At 32.4% G+C, this 17,329-nt stretch carries 20 protein-coding genes and 1 pseudogene; 9 read left to right on the top strand and 12 right to left on the bottom strand.

The window, feature by feature from the left end:
* Positions 1 to 5: 5 nt before the first annotated feature.
* Both H593_RS0112130 and H593_RS0112125 read right to left on the bottom strand, forming a co-directional pair.
* Positions 6 to 344 (bottom strand): hypothetical protein, encoded by a 339-nt coding sequence (locus tag H593_RS0112130; RefSeq protein WP_028872695.1) that lies wholly within the window; start codon positions 342 to 344, stop codon positions 6 to 8.
* A 4-nt stretch (positions 345 to 348) separates the two neighbouring features.
* Positions 349 to 1,131, bottom strand: coding sequence for a DUF3108 domain-containing protein (locus H593_RS0112125; RefSeq protein ID WP_051229723.1), 783 nt, complete (start codon positions 1,129 to 1,131; stop codon positions 349 to 351).
* A 193-nt stretch (positions 1,132 to 1,324) separates the two neighbouring features.
* On the opposite strand from H593_RS0112125, the gene H593_RS0112120 reads away from it, so the two are divergent.
* The 7 genes from H593_RS0112120 (at position 1,325) to H593_RS0112085 (ending at position 8,735) form a co-directional block, all read left to right on the top strand.
* Positions 1,325 to 2,161: a universal stress protein gene (locus tag H593_RS0112120; RefSeq protein WP_028872693.1), complete on the top strand. Its 837-nt coding sequence runs from the start codon at positions 1,325 to 1,327 to the stop codon at positions 2,159 to 2,161.
* Positions 2,162 to 2,787: 626 nt separating this feature from the next.
* Positions 2,788 to 3,000, top strand: coding sequence for a hypothetical protein (locus H593_RS0112110; RefSeq protein WP_028872692.1), 213 nt, complete (start codon positions 2,788 to 2,790; stop codon positions 2,998 to 3,000).
* 21 nt (positions 3,001 to 3,021) lie between these two features.
* Positions 3,022 to 3,387 (top strand): arsenate reductase family protein, encoded by a 366-nt coding sequence (locus tag H593_RS0112105; RefSeq protein ID WP_028872691.1) that lies wholly within the window; start codon positions 3,022 to 3,024, stop codon positions 3,385 to 3,387.
* Between the two features lie 9 nt (positions 3,388 to 3,396).
* On the top strand, positions 3,397 to 5,505 hold the full coding sequence (gene pta, locus H593_RS0112100; protein WP_028872690.1) for a phosphate acetyltransferase: 2,109 nt from the start codon (positions 3,397 to 3,399) through the stop codon (positions 5,503 to 5,505).
* 15 nt (positions 5,506 to 5,520) lie between these two features.
* Complete coding sequence (locus tag H593_RS0112095) at positions 5,521 to 6,705, top strand: acetate/propionate family kinase (RefSeq protein ID WP_028872689.1); 1,185 nt, start codon at positions 5,521 to 5,523, stop codon at positions 6,703 to 6,705.
* 264 nt (positions 6,706 to 6,969) lie between these two features.
* Positions 6,970 to 7,356, top strand: a complete 387-nt coding sequence (locus H593_RS0112090; protein ID WP_028872688.1) for a hypothetical protein — start codon at positions 6,970 to 6,972, stop codon at positions 7,354 to 7,356.
* Between the two features lie 104 nt (positions 7,357 to 7,460).
* The gene (locus tag H593_RS0112085) at positions 7,461 to 8,735 is read left to right on the top strand and encodes an MgtC/SapB family protein (RefSeq protein WP_028872687.1); all 1,275 of its coding nucleotides are present in this window, start codon (positions 7,461 to 7,463) and stop codon (positions 8,733 to 8,735) included.
* A 724-nt stretch (positions 8,736 to 9,459) separates the two neighbouring features.
* Here H593_RS0112085 and H593_RS0112080 read toward each other — a convergent pair.
* From H593_RS0112080 to H593_RS19165, 9 genes are all read right to left on the bottom strand, one after another.
* Positions 9,460 to 9,819, bottom strand: coding sequence for a hypothetical protein (locus H593_RS0112080; protein ID WP_028872686.1), 360 nt, complete (start codon positions 9,817 to 9,819; stop codon positions 9,460 to 9,462).
* Positions 9,820 to 9,849: 30 nt separating this feature from the next.
* Positions 9,850 to 10,230: a DnaJ domain-containing protein gene (locus tag H593_RS0112075; RefSeq protein ID WP_028872685.1), complete on the bottom strand. Its 381-nt coding sequence runs from the start codon at positions 10,228 to 10,230 to the stop codon at positions 9,850 to 9,852.
* Between the two features lie 15 nt (positions 10,231 to 10,245).
* Positions 10,246 to 11,016 carry an RNA polymerase sigma factor gene (locus tag H593_RS0112070; protein WP_028872684.1) on the bottom strand — a complete coding sequence of 257 codons (771 nt, stop codon included), beginning with the start codon at positions 11,014 to 11,016 and terminating at the stop codon, positions 10,246 to 10,248.
* Positions 11,017 to 11,082: 66 nt separating this feature from the next.
* A complete protein-coding gene (locus H593_RS20125; protein WP_028872683.1) occupies positions 11,083 to 11,361 on the bottom strand; it encodes a cyclic nucleotide-binding domain-containing protein in 279 nt (92 codons plus the stop codon).
* 263 nt (positions 11,362 to 11,624) lie between these two features.
* Entirely contained in the window at positions 11,625 to 12,671 is a 1,047-nt protein-coding gene (locus H593_RS19175; RefSeq protein WP_051229722.1) for a mechanosensitive ion channel family protein, read from the bottom strand.
* 106 nt (positions 12,672 to 12,777) lie between these two features.
* Positions 12,778 to 13,542: a patatin-like phospholipase family protein gene (locus H593_RS0112055; RefSeq protein ID WP_028872682.1), complete on the bottom strand. Its 765-nt coding sequence runs from the start codon at positions 13,540 to 13,542 to the stop codon at positions 12,778 to 12,780.
* Positions 13,543 to 13,612: 70 nt separating this feature from the next.
* On the bottom strand, positions 13,613 to 15,079 hold the full coding sequence (cls, locus tag H593_RS0112050) for a cardiolipin synthase (RefSeq protein ID WP_245585048.1): 1,467 nt from the start codon (positions 15,077 to 15,079) through the stop codon (positions 13,613 to 13,615).
* A complete protein-coding gene (locus H593_RS20120; RefSeq protein WP_028872680.1) occupies positions 15,054 to 15,506 on the bottom strand; it encodes a hypothetical protein in 453 nt (150 codons plus the stop codon). Before H593_RS20120 ends, cls begins: the two co-directional genes overlap by 26 nt.
* A 125-nt stretch (positions 15,507 to 15,631) precedes the next feature.
* A complete protein-coding gene (locus H593_RS19165) occupies positions 15,632 to 15,898 on the bottom strand; it encodes a hypothetical protein (RefSeq protein ID WP_211224960.1) in 267 nt (88 codons plus the stop codon).
* Positions 15,899 to 16,137: 239 nt separating this feature from the next.
* On the opposite strand from H593_RS19165, the gene H593_RS21290 reads away from it, so the two are divergent.
* On the top strand, positions 16,138 to 16,302 hold the full coding sequence (locus tag H593_RS21290; protein WP_245585047.1) for a transposase: 165 nt from the start codon (positions 16,138 to 16,140) through the stop codon (positions 16,300 to 16,302).
* Between the two features lie 334 nt (positions 16,303 to 16,636).
* Positions 16,637 to 16,813 (top strand): hypothetical protein, encoded by a 177-nt coding sequence (locus H593_RS21280; RefSeq protein WP_245585051.1) that lies wholly within the window; start codon positions 16,637 to 16,639, stop codon positions 16,811 to 16,813.
* 277 nt (positions 16,814 to 17,090) lie between these two features.
* Here H593_RS21280 and H593_RS19150 read toward each other — a convergent pair.
* Positions 17,091 to 17,329 (bottom strand): annotated as a pseudogene (locus H593_RS19150) (hypothetical protein); the annotation flags it as partial.

Raw genomic sequence — 17,329 nt, 5'->3', positions numbered from 1 at the left:
ATAATTTATTCTGTACTTAGATCAATTTCTAAACCATCGAGCTCTTCAATTGATTCTTCTTCGAGTTGTTCTTCTTTTAGCTCAAGTTGTTCGGTGTTTCCAACTTCAGATTTACTGAACACTGCTTTATAAGTTGTAAGTGCTAAAGCTATTATGGTCATTAAAAAGATAAGTTGAATGGGTTTTTTGTTGTGTTGCTTTTCTTTGAAAGTAAATAATGCGAGTAAGCCAAATGTCAAGGTAGCTATAGATGGTATGTATGCAATTTTAAATAATGGTGTTACAGCTAGAATAAGTGCTAGAATTGCAGTAATGAAACCTAAAATTAAAAATAACTTTTTCATATGATTAGTGTTTTAGACCTGTAGCCGACTTAATTTTTAATTCTCCGTTACCAACTGCTATTTTAAACTTTGCATAGACTAATATTTTATTGTCATCTGCTGTAAGCCATAATACATTATCGTTATTACCTTTAAGCAGGTTACTATTGCTTACTGAGATGGCAAGTTTGTAACACTCTTTTTTACCTAAAGCGGTATTTATAGTTTCTTTACTAAGATATTTTATTCTTACGACTGTTTCTTTATTGTCAAAAAGTACTGTGAAATTTTGATTATCACCAATACTAGCCTTGTGAATGTCTAAGTTTCTTATATGGTAAAGCGTTGTTACTATATCACGAGTGGACGCCCCTATCTTAACCGTTTTCTTTTCTTCCCAAGTCGTCCCATCACCTCTTTTTTTACGCATTAAGCTCGACACATTATTAGCCGTATGATTGAATGTATACTTCATGAATTTCTCATAACCACCCTCGCTAATATCTCTATTATGTAGATAGGGCTTTAAGGTTTTTGGGCTCACATAGCTTTCATATAAATCTCTAATTTTAAAAAAGCTATCCCATTTACTATAGGTTGTAGCAGTACATTTTAATTTTAATAAGGTAGATTTTGATGTCTTGACTGCACTAGTCTCCATGGTGACTTGCGCTAATTCGTTAAGCAATCCAGACATGTTATAAGATGCTGTATAAATTAGGGTTTCTCCTGCAGTAATGGTGTTATTTTGAGAAGAGGCGCTTGAAAAAAGGCATAAAACAAAAGCGGGTACTAAAAGTAATCTCATAATTGTTAGTTTGGTTCAATAACGTATGATGAAGCATTTATTATGCCGAAAATACAATGTTCTCTATTAATTATCTAACTAATTTTTTATTAAAGTTTCTATTCCATTTAAAGTCTTATTTCTAGATGATATTTATCATGACTTTTTTGAAGAATACTTAGTAATTTCGCATCGAATTAAATCTCATTATGTCATGAAAAAAATTTTATTGCCAACTGATTTCTCTGAGAACTCTATTAACGCTATTCACTATGCACTAGAATTTTTTAAAAATGAAGCCTGTGAGTTTTATGTTTTGAATGTACAAAAGGTCTCTTCTTTTGTGAGTGATGATTTGATATCGATGAAGCCTTCAGATACTATTTTTAATTCATTAATTAGTTCTTCTATAGAACAAATTAAACTTTTGATTAATAACTTAGAGAACACTTTTGGAAACGGCTTGCATGTTTTTAAATCTAATGTTGATTATGATAATTTTATTGATGCGATTAATCAACTTGTAGATATTGAGGATATTGAGTTGATCGTTATGGGGACTAGAGGGAATTCTAAATTAGATAAACGTATTTTTGGGTCTAATACCATTAGAGTGATTCAGCGTTGTAGTTGTTCGGTATTAGTAATCCCTAATGATTATAAATATTCAGAAATTAAAGATATCGTTTTTCCAACTAATTATTATTCTGAGTATAAACCTAACGATTTATCAACATTAGTGGGCCTTGCTAATAAATACGATTACGTTGTTCATGTTATTCATGTTAAAGATTCTGAACATCTTACAGGAAATCAAGAAAATAATAGAGCATTTTTAGATGTTTGTTTTACAAATATTGATCATTCTTTTCTTGAACTGGATCAAGGAAATTTATACAACGTGATCACAAAACATATTGTAGAGAATAGCATAGATTTATTAGCTATGATGAGTCGGAGACATTCTTTTTTAGAACGTCTGTTTATTACGCATCCTGTAGAGCGTTTCACTTTTGATTTAAAAGTGCCATTATTAGTTATGGAGAATTAAGGTGATGCTGCAGTAATAACATAGCATGTTCTCTAAAGGTCTTGTGATTTGAATATTAGTATTACTCGCTAATACGCTTCATCCCTTAATAGAAACTACCGAGCTTTTGCTATAATCACATAAGATTAAGAATGGAGTCGGAGATGATTTTGAAATTACAATACAAGTTGAATTTCAGGAAATCATGGGAAATAGCACTGGTATTTTAAATATCCTATTAGGAGCAATTATCAGTATTTTATTAATTGTTGCTGGCATTAGAATTACGAATATTATCTTAGTTTTTGTAACTGAAAGAAGCCTTGAAATTGGCATGTGATTAGCAATCCATACTGGGGAAAGTGATATTATCGCACCATTTTTAATGGAAGCGATCGTATCAAGCTTGGTTGGTAGTCCTATATAGATTGTATTTGGTGTTGTTGGAAATTAGATTATTTTTAAATAACCGTATTTTATATGAGCAGCTTTTTATTCAATAGAAATAGAGAAATAGGAACACGTTTTGAGATGTAGGTTTTGCTTTTGGGTATTTTTTTGCACGAAAAGCAGCAAAATTGAATTCTATTGATACTCTAAGATATGAGTAAGACATAAAATAAATAATATTTGTTAAAATACCTATTATGAAGCATTTACATAATCAGATTAGAGAGATTTCTGAAATCACAACTAATATCGAAACCAATTACCCAGAGCTCTATCGCACATTAGATGAAAATCCAATGACCATAGCAACTTCTAATCATCCACACGTTGATAAGAGGGCAATGCAAGAGTATTTAGAGAGTCTAAAGCAATTACTAGAACATCATTTGGCGACACACAAAAACAAATAAGTAAACTTTAGAGTCAATATTATGGGAGAAATAGCTACGTCAAATAGACAAATAACATTGTTTTACAGTTCTCAGTCTATAAGAGCAAAACAAACCTTGGCTTTTGCTAAAGCGGAAGGATTACCTATTCAAGACATAGATATCTTAAAAACAAAATTAACAGGAACTCAAATAGTCGAACTTGCAGAAAGATTGCATATGGATGTAGCTAATCTTGTAAACCAAGAACACCCTTCGTATACATCAAATTTTGAATATCATAATTTTTCGACAAACGATTGGATAAAAATGATACAACATAATCCGCAGATTATGAAACAACCTATTGCTTTACGAGGAGATACTACTATCTTAGTTGAAACTCCCACAGATATCATTAAAATATAGTTTGAGCACATGACAAATAAACCAACTAATAAAGCTATTTATATTACTACAATCGAACCTAATAGCGGGAAGTCTATTGTATCACTGGGATTGATGCAACTCTTATTGGGTAAGGCAGCTAAAGTGGGCTATTTTAGACCCATCATTGATGACTTCAAGAAAGGTAAAATCGATAATCATATCAATACAGTTAAGACTTATTTTAACTTGGACTTGAAATTTGAAGAGGCCTATGCCTTTAGTCGAAGTGAGGTCATAAGAATGAAAAACGAAAATAAAGATGATGAGATTATCAGCAAGATTATTGAAAAGTATAAAGCTCTTGAAGAGCGCTTTGATTTTGTCTTAATAGAAGGCACTAGTTTTACTGGTGAAGGCTCTATTATAGAATTTGATATCAATGTATTGATTGCTAAAAACTTAGGTGTCCCAGCAATTATTCTGGCTAGTGGTGTTGGGAAAACGATTGAAGAACTCGTGGGAAGTTTACAAATAGCTTATGATTCATTTAGAGATAAAGGTGTTGAGGTTTTGTCTATTATAGCCAACAAAGTAGAACTAAAAAATCAATCTTTAGTAGTTGCTGAGTTGGAGAAGCATCTGCCTTCCGAAGTCATCGTAAACGCGATTCCGTTAAATCCCATTTTGGCAAATGCGTCCATAAAGGAGATTGTCGAAGAACTAGAGGCAACTGTGCTTTTTGGAGAATCTTATATTAACAACCAAGCTGGATATTTTAGTGTTGGAGCCATGCAATTACGTAACTATCTCACCCATTTAAAAGAGAATGGTTTGGTCATAACACCAGGCGATAGAGCCGATATCATTTTAGGAGCGCTACAGGCAAATATTTCAGCTAATTATCCTTCTATATCTGGTATTGTACTTACAGGTGGATTAATACCTGAAGATTCAATCATTAAACTGATTGAAGGGCTTTCAGATGTTGTTCCAATTATTTCGGTAAAAGAAGGCACATTCTCAGTCGCAAATAGGATAGGTGCCATAAAATCGCAGATATATGCGCAGAATACACAAAAGATACTAACCTCAATAAAGGATTTTGAAAAACATGTACAGGTGGAAGCTCTGGTAGAGCGCTTGATTACTTTTGAAACGAACGGAATTACACCTAGAATGTTTCAGTATAACTTATTACAAAAAGCAAAATCGAATAAAAAACATATCGTATTACCAGAGGGATTAGACGAGCGTATTCTTAGGGCTACAAAACAATTGATTGATTTAGATGTGGTTGATATCTCCCTTCTTGGAGATGAAAAACAAATAGAAGATAAAATCGCGACTTTAGACATTATGCTAGATTTAGATAGAATAACGATTATCAATCCTATTGAATCTAAGTGTTTTGAAGCTTATGCGAAAGCGTTGTACGAGCTGCGAAAACATAAGAATGTCAATCTTGCAATGGCTAAAGATTTGATGGAAGACGTGTCTTATTTTGGCACAATGATGGTGCATATGGGCGATGCAGATGGTATGGTTTCAGGAGCAGTGCATACCACACAGCATACCATTCTACCCGCATTACAATTTATTAAAACTAAACCAGAAACATCTTTAGTCTCTTCCGTCTTTTTTATGTGTTTGGAAGATCGCGTGTCTGTGTATGGAGACTGTGCTATTAATCCCAACCCTACATCAGAGCAGTTGGCTGAAATTGCAATGTCATCTGCGGCTACTAGTTTATCCTTTGGCATTGAGCCTAAGATCGCAATGTTATCCTATTCGTCAGGGACTTCGGGTGTTGGAGAAGATGTGGAACGTGTGCGAAAGGCAACAGAAATTGTCAAGAAAATAAGACCTGATTTAAAAATTGAAGGTCCTATTCAATATGACGCTGCGGTTGATGCGGCGGTTGGTAAGACCAAAATGCCGAACTCTGAAGTAGCCGGTCAAGCTACTGTTTTTATTTTTCCTGATCTAAATACTGGAAATAATACGTATAAAGCGGTGCAACGAGAAACAAAAGCATTGGCTATCGGGCCAATAATTCAAGGATTAAATAAACCTGTGAATGATTTAAGTCGAGGTTGTACGGTAGATGATGTTTTTAATACGGTTATCGTTACGGCAATTCAGGCGCAAGGATTTTAAAACTAAAGAATGTCTATGAATATATTGGTAATCAACTCTGGAAGCTCTTCAATAAAATTTCAGTTTATAAAAATGCCTTCCGAAGAATTAATATGTCACGGTCTTTTGGAACGTATTGGTCACGACGATGCCATTCTACAATATAAAGCGAATACCGTTAGTATTAAGAAAACTGAAAGCATAAGCACACATAAGGAAGGGTTAAAAAAAATTGTAGAATTGTTACTCCACCCAGATAAAGGAGTTATTCAGGATACGGATGACATTGAAGTTGTAGGACATCGCGTAGTACACGGTGGGAATTCATTTTCGAATACCACTCTAATTAATTCTGAAGTTAAGGAAGAGATTCGAGCATATACTGCCTTAGCACCTTTGCACAATCCTAATAATCTTGAAGGAATTCTTATTGCAGAGCAACTTTTTCCCTTAGCGAAGCAAATCGCTGTTTTTGATACCGCCTTTCACCAAACCATTCCTGAAAAAGCCAAAAAATACGCTATTCCCAACAGTCTTTATAAGGAACAAAATATTCAGGTATATGGTTTCCACGGCACGAGTCATAAGTATGTATCTGAAAAGGCTATTGAATATCTACAGTTGGAAAAATCTAAGATTATTTCCATTCATTTAGGCAACGGTTGCAGTATAACAGCAGTTTTGGACGGTAAAAGCATCGACCATAGTTTAGGTTTTGCGCCTTCTAACGGACTTATAATGGGTTCCAGGAGTGGTGATATAGACCACTCAATTGTATTTTATTTAGTTAATAATTTAGGATATAACTTGGATAAAGTAAATGCGCTACTTACTAAAGAAAGTGGTATGTTAGGGCTTACAGGATATAGCGATTTAAGAGACATTCAAAGGGAAGCTGAAAATGGTAATTCAGACTGCACTCTAGCCTTAGAGATGAATGCCTATCGCATAAAAAAATTCATTGGCGCATATACTGCAACGATGAACGGATTAGATGCCATTATATTTACTGCAGGAATTGGAGAGAATTCGAGTGTGATTCGAAAGCTTGTATGTACTGATATGGATGTCTTCGGAATTGTTTTAGATGACATAAAAAACGAACAGCCATTAAATGATATAAAGGAAATTAATACATCTGCTTCCGAAGTGAAAATACTAGTTATTTCTACCAATGAAGAATTAGAAATAGCGAAGCAGGCTTTTGTCTTACTGACATAATTTCTTCGGGTTCTTGCATCACTCACATTATGTGCGTTCAATCTTCTTCTTATGCATTATTTTCAATAGGATAATCCCTAATCGTAAGACTGCTTTAAGTATTTATAAATACAGGTCAGTGCACTCTATCCTTTTACTTTAAAAGGATGAGTAAGATCTTTAATATGGTTGAGGTTATTTTAAATCAAGTATGATTTAAATCATTTTAAACTTGTCAATAAAACTTCAACTTTGAAATAAGTATAAACACAAATACCAAATACTATGGAAAATGGAATTATATACAACTCCAATTTACACTTTGAACACCAACGATGGAAAGGAGAACTTGCCTTTTGGAAAGACGAGTTAAAATTTTTTAATAATCGTTTGAGTGAACTAGTAACACGTTGGACAAACAAAGACGTACTTGCTCAATTAGAGCATTACCAGAATGAATTTGTTCTTCACAATGAGGTAATAGAAGAGATGCTTGAAGATATAGAAGAACACGAAACACGTATTGCTGGACAAAGTAAAACAGGTGCAGACGCACTAGATACTCAAATGGTTAAAAAGCATTTAGAGTTTAGAAATCGTTTAGAAACCCAAAGACACATATACTCAGAACTTAAAAAAGAGTTTTTTAGGTTTCTTGAAAAGTATATGTAAAATGAGTTACAAGTATTACAGAGATAGACTCTTTTAATACCAGTTTTGAGGCGAATTTATGTTAAAAATGGTGTAAGAGCCTTTCTATTTTTTATTAAAAATATATGCAAATTTACCAAGGAATTAACGAACTCATTGGGTCTAATATTTTAGGTGTATTAATGAGTCTGGGTATAGGTCTTATTATTGGTCTAGAAAGAGAATACGATAAACTTAAGGAAGAAAAAGGTATTGCTGGAATACGAACCTTTCCTATCGTTGCTATTCTTGGTTTTTCGTTGGCGAGCCTTACCAAATTATTTACACCTTGGTTATTAATTATAAGTTTAGGTGCCTTTATTTTGTTCTTAGCAGTTAATCAGTTCTCTCAAAAGCAAGAGGAATATGGACAAGGTTTAACTACCAATTTAGCCTTAATAGCAACTTTTGTTTTAGGTATAATGGTGTCTGTTGAATATTATAGAGATGCCTTAGCCATAGCGGTCATTATTGTTACCCTTCTTTCTCTTAAGACGCGATTCCGTTCAGTCATCAGTAATATTACTTCCGAAGAACTTTTTGCATTTATAAAATTCTCAATAATCGCTTTATTGATCTTACCTTTTTTACCTAATAAGGAATATGGTCCAGATCATTTACTAAATCCTTTTGAGATTGGTTCTATTATAGTCATTGTCTCCTTTTTAAATTTCATTGGATATTTTTTAGTTAAGTTTGTAGGTTCCAAAAAAGGTATAATTCTTACGGCTATACTTGGCGGATTAATATCCAGTACAGCAGTAGCTTGGAATTACGCATCAAGAAGTAAGGCATCTCCAGATCTTTCCAAAAAATATAGTGCAGGCATTATTGTAGCCTCAGCCATTATGTTTCCAAGACTGGCCTTATTATCCTATATTTTTAATAATGCCCTTTTGAAATATTTAGCATTACCCTTCGGGTTATTAACGCTGGTATGTGTTATTGCGACTCTGATATTGATGAGAAAGGATGATCATAAACCTGATACCAATATTAAATTAGGAAACCCTCTAAATATGTTGAATGCCATCGGTTTTGGGGTTGTCTATGTCTTAATATTATACGCGGTTTTTTATAGTGAGAAAATTCTAGGAGAGAGTGGTTTGTACTATTCTGCATTAATTGCTGGTTTGGCAGATACCGATGCTATTACCATAAGTATGGCAAAGTTTTCTTTAGATGGAGAACAACTAAAACTCGCGTCATCTGTCATCATCGCAGCGACTATAAGTAATATGTTAGTAAAACTTGGGATTACGTTATTTAAAGGTTCAAAAATTACAGGGAAATTTGTTAGCTATGCTTTTGGAAGTGTTATTTTATTGGGTATTATATATATTCTTGCTAGTAGAGGCTAATTAATTTTTTTTACGCAAAATTTGGGCGTGACCAAAGGGGTCAGGCTTTTCGCTGCAATTCCTCGCATCTCCTGCGTCGAGCTGCGGGATTTTCACTACAATCCTTCACGCAAATGCGCATTAGTATGACTATTTAAAAAGATAGAAAATGATAAATAGTATAGTAATTCCTTTTAAGGCGGAAACAAAAGCAATATTCTTTCCTTAATTAGAGAAGTAATTAGAGAAGTAATTAGGGGAGGAGTTCTATCCACAAGTTTTGAATTTACAGAAAGGAAAAGCTATAAAACCAACCAAAGTTAAATGATACTAATTAATAGAAAACTCACATCTTTATTATTTAGGTTCTCAGTTTTAGCGTATTTAATTTTAATGCTCTGTTAATTTTTTTTAATAAATAATATATACTTATGTGGTTCATTTTTAGTGCTTGTAAAACTACAATATCTTAGGACTATAAATATATGTTTAATTAAAAGTACAAATTATCATATAAGAGATAAGATTAATTCTCCAAAGCTCATAATAGCACGTTCTATTTTAGTACCTAAATTAGGTAGGATATTGATGTTATAGTGATCGTTTACAAGGGAATAGGAACAAATTATTTTTATAGCAGCGTTATCTGTTTTAGTAGTATTTGGTGCCTGAATCAATTCTAAAAAGTAAGTAAAAGTATTTAGAAAGATTAAATGACTTCCTAAATATTCACAGATTTTTTAACTTATAAACTAATATTTAAATACCCTTTTAAAACATCCACTTGAAACTCTCCTACAATAGATAGGTTTACATTTGCATTCATCAACACCAATCCATATCCCAAGTGTGAGAGCTTACAATCCTGAATGATTCCTTGTTCTATACCGCTGAAAACTGGCAAAAAATGTTTGTGAACTTCAATACCTGAAGAATGAGCTATTTTAATGGCAACTGAGACTGCATCTCTAATTTGTTCAGGTGATAAGCCTTTGTCTAATAAATCACTTGCCAAATACTTCATGTTTATAGAGTAGTAAAAGCCCATAAAATCATGAATGCCATTAGATGCATCATACGGTTTTGTGTATCTTAATAATTGCATAGTTCGTGTTTTAAATTTTAGTTGATATAACTACTTAAGAAATAGCCTTACTTTAAAAAAAAAAATCGCCATTTGGAGCACCTTGCCTAAAAAGTATGAATCGTCATCTTGGGAATAACGCCTACTTCTTTGACTTTCGTTGGCACGATTCGGGTAATCTAGCCAATCATCTCCTGTGTTCTGGTAAGCTTCCCAATGGGATCTCAATGAATCATACTTTTCCCTTTTTTCTTTATGACTTAGTACTTCACCAGCTTCTTTTATTGCTTTAAACTTTTCTTCCGCAGTTTTATCATCTGGATTTTTATTTGGATGGCATTTAGCCAAAAGTTTTCGATACGCTTTTATAATCTCTTTTGCCGAGGCATTGTTATTAATATCTACTATTTTATAATAATCCTTGTAGTTCAATTACATCCATGGTGATTAATTAACTGGATATCTATTAAAAAAACTGACTTGTAAGGCTTTCTTAGCCTCTTTTAAAAGTTGTTCAACTTCTTCGAGTGTATTATTTCTCATTTGAGCAATTTCTTCTAGTTCGAGCTTTTCATTTGTAAACAACTCAAAAACATTACGCATTGCTAAAGGTAAATTATGTACTACCATCGTTATATGATGTTGAATTTCCTTAGTACTTAAATCTTTATCAATTTTTTCAATCAAGGCCTTTTCGTTATCTTCTATAAATACATGGTTTAAGGTGTAGTCATTATGATTGTAAGACATATCGTCTAATTCTTCAATCATCAGTAAATCTCCACCACCATCTGTGCTGTATTTTTCCTGCATTTCATCCCATATAGGCTTTTTATAATCATCTATATTCTTAAAGAATAAGTCATCAAATTCTTCTTCTATAATGACATCTTCTAACAATTCATTGGTTTTTTTGAATAACCAGAGATAAAAATGTTTTTCATTTTTAACATCTTCAATATGGTCGTAGATTTCAATAAATAATTGATCGATAAAATCATCAGCCTTATACTTGTTCTTGGAGAAATTCCCTTTTTTTATAGCGGTATTCAATTGTCTATTGATATACTGTCTTATTTGGGGTATTATTTTTAATACTAAGGCATTAAATGAGGCCTGATTGCCTTCTTTTTTTAGTTTAATAAGATCAGAGAATGTTTTAGTTACGAAAACACGAAACTCCTTTTTATTTTGGTAATAAGAAATATTAGTTTGCATAATCAGTTTGCTTAAAGGGTTAGTTGTAAAGGTGCTAACTTTTTATTTTAGATAATATGATATAGATCAGTTAATAAAAAATATACGAGAATGACCTGCATCATACAAACCGATAGCAAAATTTTTTCCTTCTTCTGCACTTCTAAACGTCTTTACATTACCACTCTGAATAAAAAATAATTGATTCGCTACAGCGCCTTCAGCAAAAAAATATTCCTTGATTTTGTATTTTTTAAGATTGTAATCTTTTGATAGATCTTCGAGGTTTAAATAGTTAGATGCTTCGTTAAAAAAGGCACTTACACCTTGAGTATTTTTCGATAATTCCTTTTTTTTAGTCGACATTTTATAACCTTCAACAACTCGTTCTCTTCAATAGGTATGGTTGTGTAATCATTTGCACCAATATTCATTCCTTTTCTTATTTCTTATTTCTGATTTGTCTGATTTTGAAGTTAGATAAATAAAAGGAACACTAGTTGTTTTTGGATTCCTGCTTAGGCTTTCAAATACGCCATATCCATCTAATTCGGGCATCATCAACTACTAAAATCCTTTCCGCTGAAGCTTGGAAAATGCTTTTAAAAAAGTCTGCTTTTTTCACAATTTCATACTTGTTCTTGTCGTAATTTTGGTAACGAATTTGGATATTCTTTTTGGATAAACTCAATAAGTTGCTCCCTTACCTCACAACGCATATTCCAGGTATCCGAAGCGTTTTTTGCACTAAATGTGGCACGTAATTCTATAACTCGTTCATTTGTATTGGTAACTAAAAGCTCACCTATTTTTTTATCCCACAGTGGATTATCATTAAGAATGGATAGTAGTTTTGTTCTTAGAGTTTCGATTGGAACAGTGTAATCCATATAGAGATATATGCTGCCAATTAATTCTGTAGAGCTGAAGGTCCAATTTACAAAAGAGTTATCACTAAAATAATTAAGAGGCAAAACCAGTCGTCTCCAATCCCAAGTTTTTATAACTACGTAAGTGAGCGTTATATCTTCTACTGTACCAAACTCTCCTTCAATAACAATATCATCATCAATTTTAATTGGTTGGGTAAAAGCTATTTGAAAACCAGTAATAAGATTGGCAATTGATTTTTGGGCTGCAACACCTGCAATGATACCTATAACTCCAGCAGAAGTGAGTATGGTCGTGCCCAGCTTTCTTACTGTAGGGATATTCCATAAAATTGCAGCTATGGCAAGTGTGATTATGATTACAATAGATATACTCTTTATAAATCGCAATTGGGTCAATACTTTTCTGTCTTTTACCTTATGAATGCTACTAACATCAAATTTTTGTTTTACGACTTCTTCTACCACATTTAAGGATGCAATTACTAGCCAAGAGAAATTAACGATAATAAAGCTTTCAACTATTTTGTGCCAAAAGGTGTATAAATCAAGAAAAGAAAGGGAACTGTAAATTAATAAAAGAGGTAAAAGAAATTTAGATGGAGTTTTTAGGTGTTTTGGCAGTTGCGCTTTTAAAATGCTTGGTTTTCTTTTGTTAGAAAGTTTGAGAAGTGAAAACAAAACCCATTGTAAGGCAAGGCCCAACAAAACACAACCTAGGATTAGTATACTGTAAGTTACCCAAGATTCTAGATTAAATGGTGTTTTTAAATGGTTGGTTTTCATGCTTTTTTGTGAAAATAGAACAATACTTTTATCATAGAAATGACCAATATCATTCTTTTAATATCCTACCAAAATTGAAAAGTTAAGTTTAAAAATAAAATGACTGCTAGCAGAACAGACTTCCTTTTTCTTCTAGAACTTTTTTTGTGGTTGTATAGCCTAAATTAAAAATAGCTTCTATACTGTTCATATCAAAAGTGCCATAATTAATTAATTCCTCAGGATAAATAACCAAATCACAATCGGGGAATTTTAACATAGACTCTGAAGCCACCTTAATTTTATATGCTCTTTCTACTACAGTATAAGAATGCTTTAAATCTTCAATGCTAATTTTTTTTAAAGGATTAACGTATATGCCTATGATTTTATCACAGTCCTTTTTTAATGGTTCAACGGGAAAATTGTTTAGAGTACCACCATCAATGTAATATTTTCCATTAATCTCAGTTGGGGTAAAAACACCTGGAAAAGAAGCAGAGGCTATAATGGGTTTTATGAGTTGACCCTTGCTAAAAATTTTTAGTGAACCATCAATTATATTGGCGGCAGTAACAAATAGTTGTTTTTTTAAAGCATTAAAATTATCATTTGGAAGATATATTTTGAGATCATCATAGAATTTTGCTGAATTTATAAACCCAGGTTTGTTAAGTGCATATCTAGCGGTTTGAAATATAGATATGGTTTTGAAAAAATTCAACATTTCAGACCAGCTTATACCTGCTGCGTATAAAGCTCCAATGATAGCTCCAGCACTTGTGCCAGCGATATGTGTGGGAGAAATGCCAAACTCTTCTAAAGCTTTTATGGCGCCTATATGGGCAGCGCCTCTTGCGCCTCCTCCAGAGAGAACTAAACCTGTATTCATTTGTAAGTTGTATTAGTTATTGTAAATGTAATACGTTGATTGTAAATAATTAGTGGTTATTATCAATTGATTATAATACGGGACTAAATATCTTGGCTAGGCCTTCTTTTAAACGATCTGTTTTGGACCTTTTGAGATGTTGTTGATAGTCCATTTGTCTACTTTTATTGCAATCTTTTAAAAAATCTAGCTTCAGTTCTGTGGTTATCTCTCGGTCGTAAATAAGCACATTTACTTCATAGTTTTGTTCAAAACTTCTAATATCTAGATTAGCTGTGCCAATGGAGGTTAGAGTATCATCTGAAATAATAACTTTACTATGTAAAAATCCATCTGGATATAAGTAAATTTTAACTCCTGATTCTAGTAAATTTTCAAAATAAGAACGCACATTCCATTTAACTAGAAAGCTGTCTGAATTAGCTGAGAGTAACAATCTAACATCTATACCACTCATTGCTGCTACTTGTAAAGCTACCAATACGGCTTCTCCAGGGATTACATACGGGTTTGTTATATAAACATACTTTTTTGCACTATTAATTACCGAAAAATAGAGCTGCTGTATAGAGGAGAAATCAGAGTCTGGACCACTGGCTACTAATTGTGCAGTAGATTTTCCTGGAGCTGAATTGTTAAAAAAAAATTTGGTGTCTAACAAATCGTTTGTGTTGCTAGCAAAACTCCAATCCATAGCAAAAACAGCTTGCAAACTACTAACGATAGTACCTTTTAATTGTAAGTGCATATCATACCACTTTCCAATAATAGGATCACCTTTTATGTATTTGTCAGACACATTAATTCCACCGGTAAAACCCACAACACCGTCAACAATAATAATTTTTCTGTGGTTTCTATAATTGATAGAAGAGAGTAGTCTGCCAAAACGCATCGGTAAAAAACTATATACTCTTATTCCTGCTGCTTTAAGACTGTTTATATATTTATTGCTTAAGGTTCTGCTCCCGAGTCCATCATAAAGGAAACATATTGTCACACCTTCTTTTATCTTACCAATTAATATGGACTTAAATTTTTCGGCTAAATCGCCATCTTCAAAAATATAATATTGTATATGTATGAATTTTTTAGCGTCTTCCATAGCACTAAAAATAGCTTCAAAAGTTGCAGGACCATTTTTTAATGGGATTAATTCGTTGTTTGTGCTTGGTAAAAACTTCGAGCCTTTGGTTATAAGTTTAGCTAGTTTAATATGATTCTTAATTACTACAGGAATATTATCGTTTTCGTTTACTGTTATATAGTAATCTTCGACTTTATCTAAGTATTGAGAAATCTCTTTGGTTTTTTTTAGAGTATAGAATTTATTCTTTCTTTTGTTTCGCCCAAGGATAAAGTAAAAAAGCATTCCGCCCACAGGAATTGTAAAAATAGCTAATAACCAAGCCAACGTTTTTGTGGGTCTTATGCCATAAAGTAGCAGTCTACCCATTAAAGCAATTGCTAAAAGAAAATATAAAATTAGAGCTACTGTCATCGTTAAACTATCATTGGTTTCTAGTAAAAATTTCAAATTTAATAATACCACTATCGATAGTTGCTTTTTTTAAATCATCCATTTTGTAATCGTATATGTTTTCTCTTACTTTCGATTCTATTTTTTTAAATGTGTGATTTCCCATGGCAATTATGGTATTGAAATTTCCGTCTTGTCTAGAAAAGCAAGTACTAACATTTTTAGGTTCTTTAAAATATAACTGAATATTAGAGTAGAGGATAACATCTTTTAAAATTTCATTCTTATAATTTTTTATAATTCTAGTTTTAATCGAGGAGGAACTTTGATCGTAAGTTTTAAAACCCCGTATATGCCCAGCGGTATTTAAACTGCCTATTACTTTTAATTTGTGTACTACATCCAAATGGAGGTTTTCTTCGGAAGAACTTAAAGGACTCCAAGAAGATATAAAGATGCTAATTAGGATGTCGTAATAGGCCATAATATAATACTAACTAATTATGCTACAAATAAATGTATTAAAAAAACAGGAAAACCTGACCGATGTCATCTCAGCAGCTAACAGTAAACCTTAATTATTACACGAGTACAAATAGTTGTTTAATACTATTTTCTTTCAAAGGTTTTGTGAATGGAACTAATTCCTATAGAATTCATGACATCTTTATAACTAATTAAATCAAATTCTCGGTTCGCAATGATTATTTCTAAAATGTTCATATACTCATCGTTTTCCTTCAAACTTTCAAAGTTATTTGGCTTAGCATATCGCTTTGAATTTTCTTTGAATCCTCTTATATGTTTAGATAAAAAAGGATTTACAACAGCTTGCAATAAATCCCATTCTGATTTGTCATAATCAATACTAAGCACATCGTATTCATATAGGTCGATGATGTCACTTCTTCGTTTTTCGTTTGAAATAATATCTATGCCTTTTGATTGCAGCGTCTTAGTTTAGCCTCCAATAAGCTCGGAGTGATATTTTAAATTTCAATTAACACCGTTTAAATATGAAATATAAGAAATGGAGTTTAGAAGAAAAGCTATAAATTCTATCCTCATCTGAAGAACTAGGAATCGTTGAAGCTTGTCGCAAAGACAAGGTTAGTATGGGAACTTTTTATAGTTGGAAGAAGAAATATGATACCCAAGGCGAGTCAGACTTAAAAGTGGCCTGTGACACTCGTAGCAAAGAGTTAAAGCAAGCAGAAGAGGAGAACAGAATACTTCGTAAGCTTTTAAGTAACAAGGAGATTGAGTTGGAAGTCCAGTGAGAACTTTTTAAAAAAAAAGTTTGGGACATCAGATCCAAGAAAGATTTAGTGGATACTATTTTTAACAAATATAAAATCAGTAAAACTAAGATAATCGATATGGTAGTAATGGTTTACAGCAGTTATTATCGCAAGCCAAGCTTAGGTAAAAAAAGGAAACAAGCCAGATAAATTTACCTATCATAGTAAGAATGGATTAGTAACCTAATATGTTGTTATTGAATCTGTAAAGACCGTATTAAGTCATCCTTTTATAGATTGTGGCTACAGATTAATGACTGCTTATTTGACTCGGGACGGTTATACAATCAACCACAAGAAACTATATAGAATAATGAAAGAAGCGAACCTATTGAAGTTAGAAGACCGCATTGACAGTAGCGGTTCTGGACGCAAGTTTGTTAAATTCAGAAAAGTAATGACCGTAAAACCTTTTGATTGTCTAGAAATGGACATAAAGATAGTTTGGATTCCTAGTGCTGGTAAAAAAACGCTTATCTTCTATCTTTAATAGATGTTCACACGCGAAGAATATTAATAAACCTTTTTGCTTTTTCAATTAAATAAGCTCAAGTGATAACATTGCTGTCTGAATTATTTATACCCTAATAATGTTGTGATTAGAAGTGATAACAGAAGCCAATTTATTGCAAAAAATGTAAGATAATATCTAGGACTGATAGGTGTGTTTACAACGTGATGTGTATGGTTAGATTCTGTGTTAGCAAACAACAAAAATCCTATATTTTTTTCTATTTTTGTTTTTCAAAACGGCTTTAAGCTAGTTTCTAAAGGGCAGTTTCTATTTCTAATAGAGTTGCTCTTTTTTGTTGCTCATAATTTTGAATAAACCCTTGTTTATTTTTGTAAACAACGTAAATTAATTCTAATAGTTTTCTTTGAACAGCAATCAGTCCTTTCATTTTTATACCACTTTTAGAAACTAATCTTAAATATAATTCTTTATGGTTTTCATTATATTTTACTGCAGATAATGAGGGTAAATGCATCGCTTTTCTCAAATTAC

It is taken from the genome of Psychroserpens burtonensis DSM 12212 (genome assembly GCF_000425305.1).
GTDB classification, from domain to species: domain Bacteria; phylum Bacteroidota; class Bacteroidia; order Flavobacteriales; family Flavobacteriaceae; genus Psychroserpens; species Psychroserpens burtonensis.
Note: the sequence above shows the minus strand (reverse complement) of the source record. Positions and strands in the feature narration are given on the sequence as shown.

Coding starts and splice junctions, on each gene's coding strand:
- H593_RS0112080 (WP_028872686.1), bottom strand. CDS start 9,819: ATGCAATTATTAAGATACACAAAACCGTATGATGCATCTAATGGCATT.
- H593_RS0112055 (WP_028872682.1), bottom strand. CDS start 13,542: ATGAATACAGGTTTAGTTCTCTCTGGAGGAGGCGCAAGAGGCGCTGCC.
- H593_RS20125 (WP_028872683.1), bottom strand. CDS start 11,361: ATGTCGACTAAAAAAAAGGAATTATCGAAAAATACTCAAGGTGTAAGT.
- H593_RS20120 (WP_028872680.1), bottom strand. CDS start 15,506: ATGGCCTATTACGACATCCTAATTAGCATCTTTATATCTTCTTGGAGT.
- H593_RS0112070 (WP_028872684.1), bottom strand. CDS start 11,016: ATGCAAACTAATATTTCTTATTACCAAAATAAAAAGGAGTTTCGTGTT.
- H593_RS19175 (WP_051229722.1), bottom strand. CDS start 12,671: ATGAAAACCAACCATTTAAAAACACCATTTAATCTAGAATCTTGGGTA.
- H593_RS0112130 (WP_028872695.1), bottom strand. CDS start 344: ATGAAAAAGTTATTTTTAATTTTAGGTTTCATTACTGCAATTCTAGCA.
- H593_RS0112085 (WP_028872687.1), top strand. CDS start 7,461: ATGCAAATTTACCAAGGAATTAACGAACTCATTGGGTCTAATATTTTA.
- H593_RS0112125 (WP_051229723.1), bottom strand. CDS start 1,131: ATGAGATTACTTTTAGTACCCGCTTTTGTTTTATGCCTTTTTTCAAGC.
- H593_RS21280 (WP_245585051.1), top strand. CDS start 16,637: ATGAAAGAAGCGAACCTATTGAAGTTAGAAGACCGCATTGACAGTAGC.
- pta (WP_028872690.1), top strand. CDS start 3,397: ATGACAAATAAACCAACTAATAAAGCTATTTATATTACTACAATCGAA.
- H593_RS0112095 (WP_028872689.1), top strand. CDS start 5,521: ATGAATATATTGGTAATCAACTCTGGAAGCTCTTCAATAAAATTTCAG.
- H593_RS0112105 (WP_028872691.1), top strand. CDS start 3,022: ATGGGAGAAATAGCTACGTCAAATAGACAAATAACATTGTTTTACAGT.
- H593_RS0112090 (WP_028872688.1), top strand. CDS start 6,970: ATGGAAAATGGAATTATATACAACTCCAATTTACACTTTGAACACCAA.
- H593_RS0112120 (WP_028872693.1), top strand. CDS start 1,325: ATGAAAAAAATTTTATTGCCAACTGATTTCTCTGAGAACTCTATTAAC.
- H593_RS0112110 (WP_028872692.1), top strand. CDS start 2,788: ATGAAGCATTTACATAATCAGATTAGAGAGATTTCTGAAATCACAACT.
- H593_RS21290 (WP_245585047.1), top strand. CDS start 16,138: ATGGGAACTTTTTATAGTTGGAAGAAGAAATATGATACCCAAGGCGAG.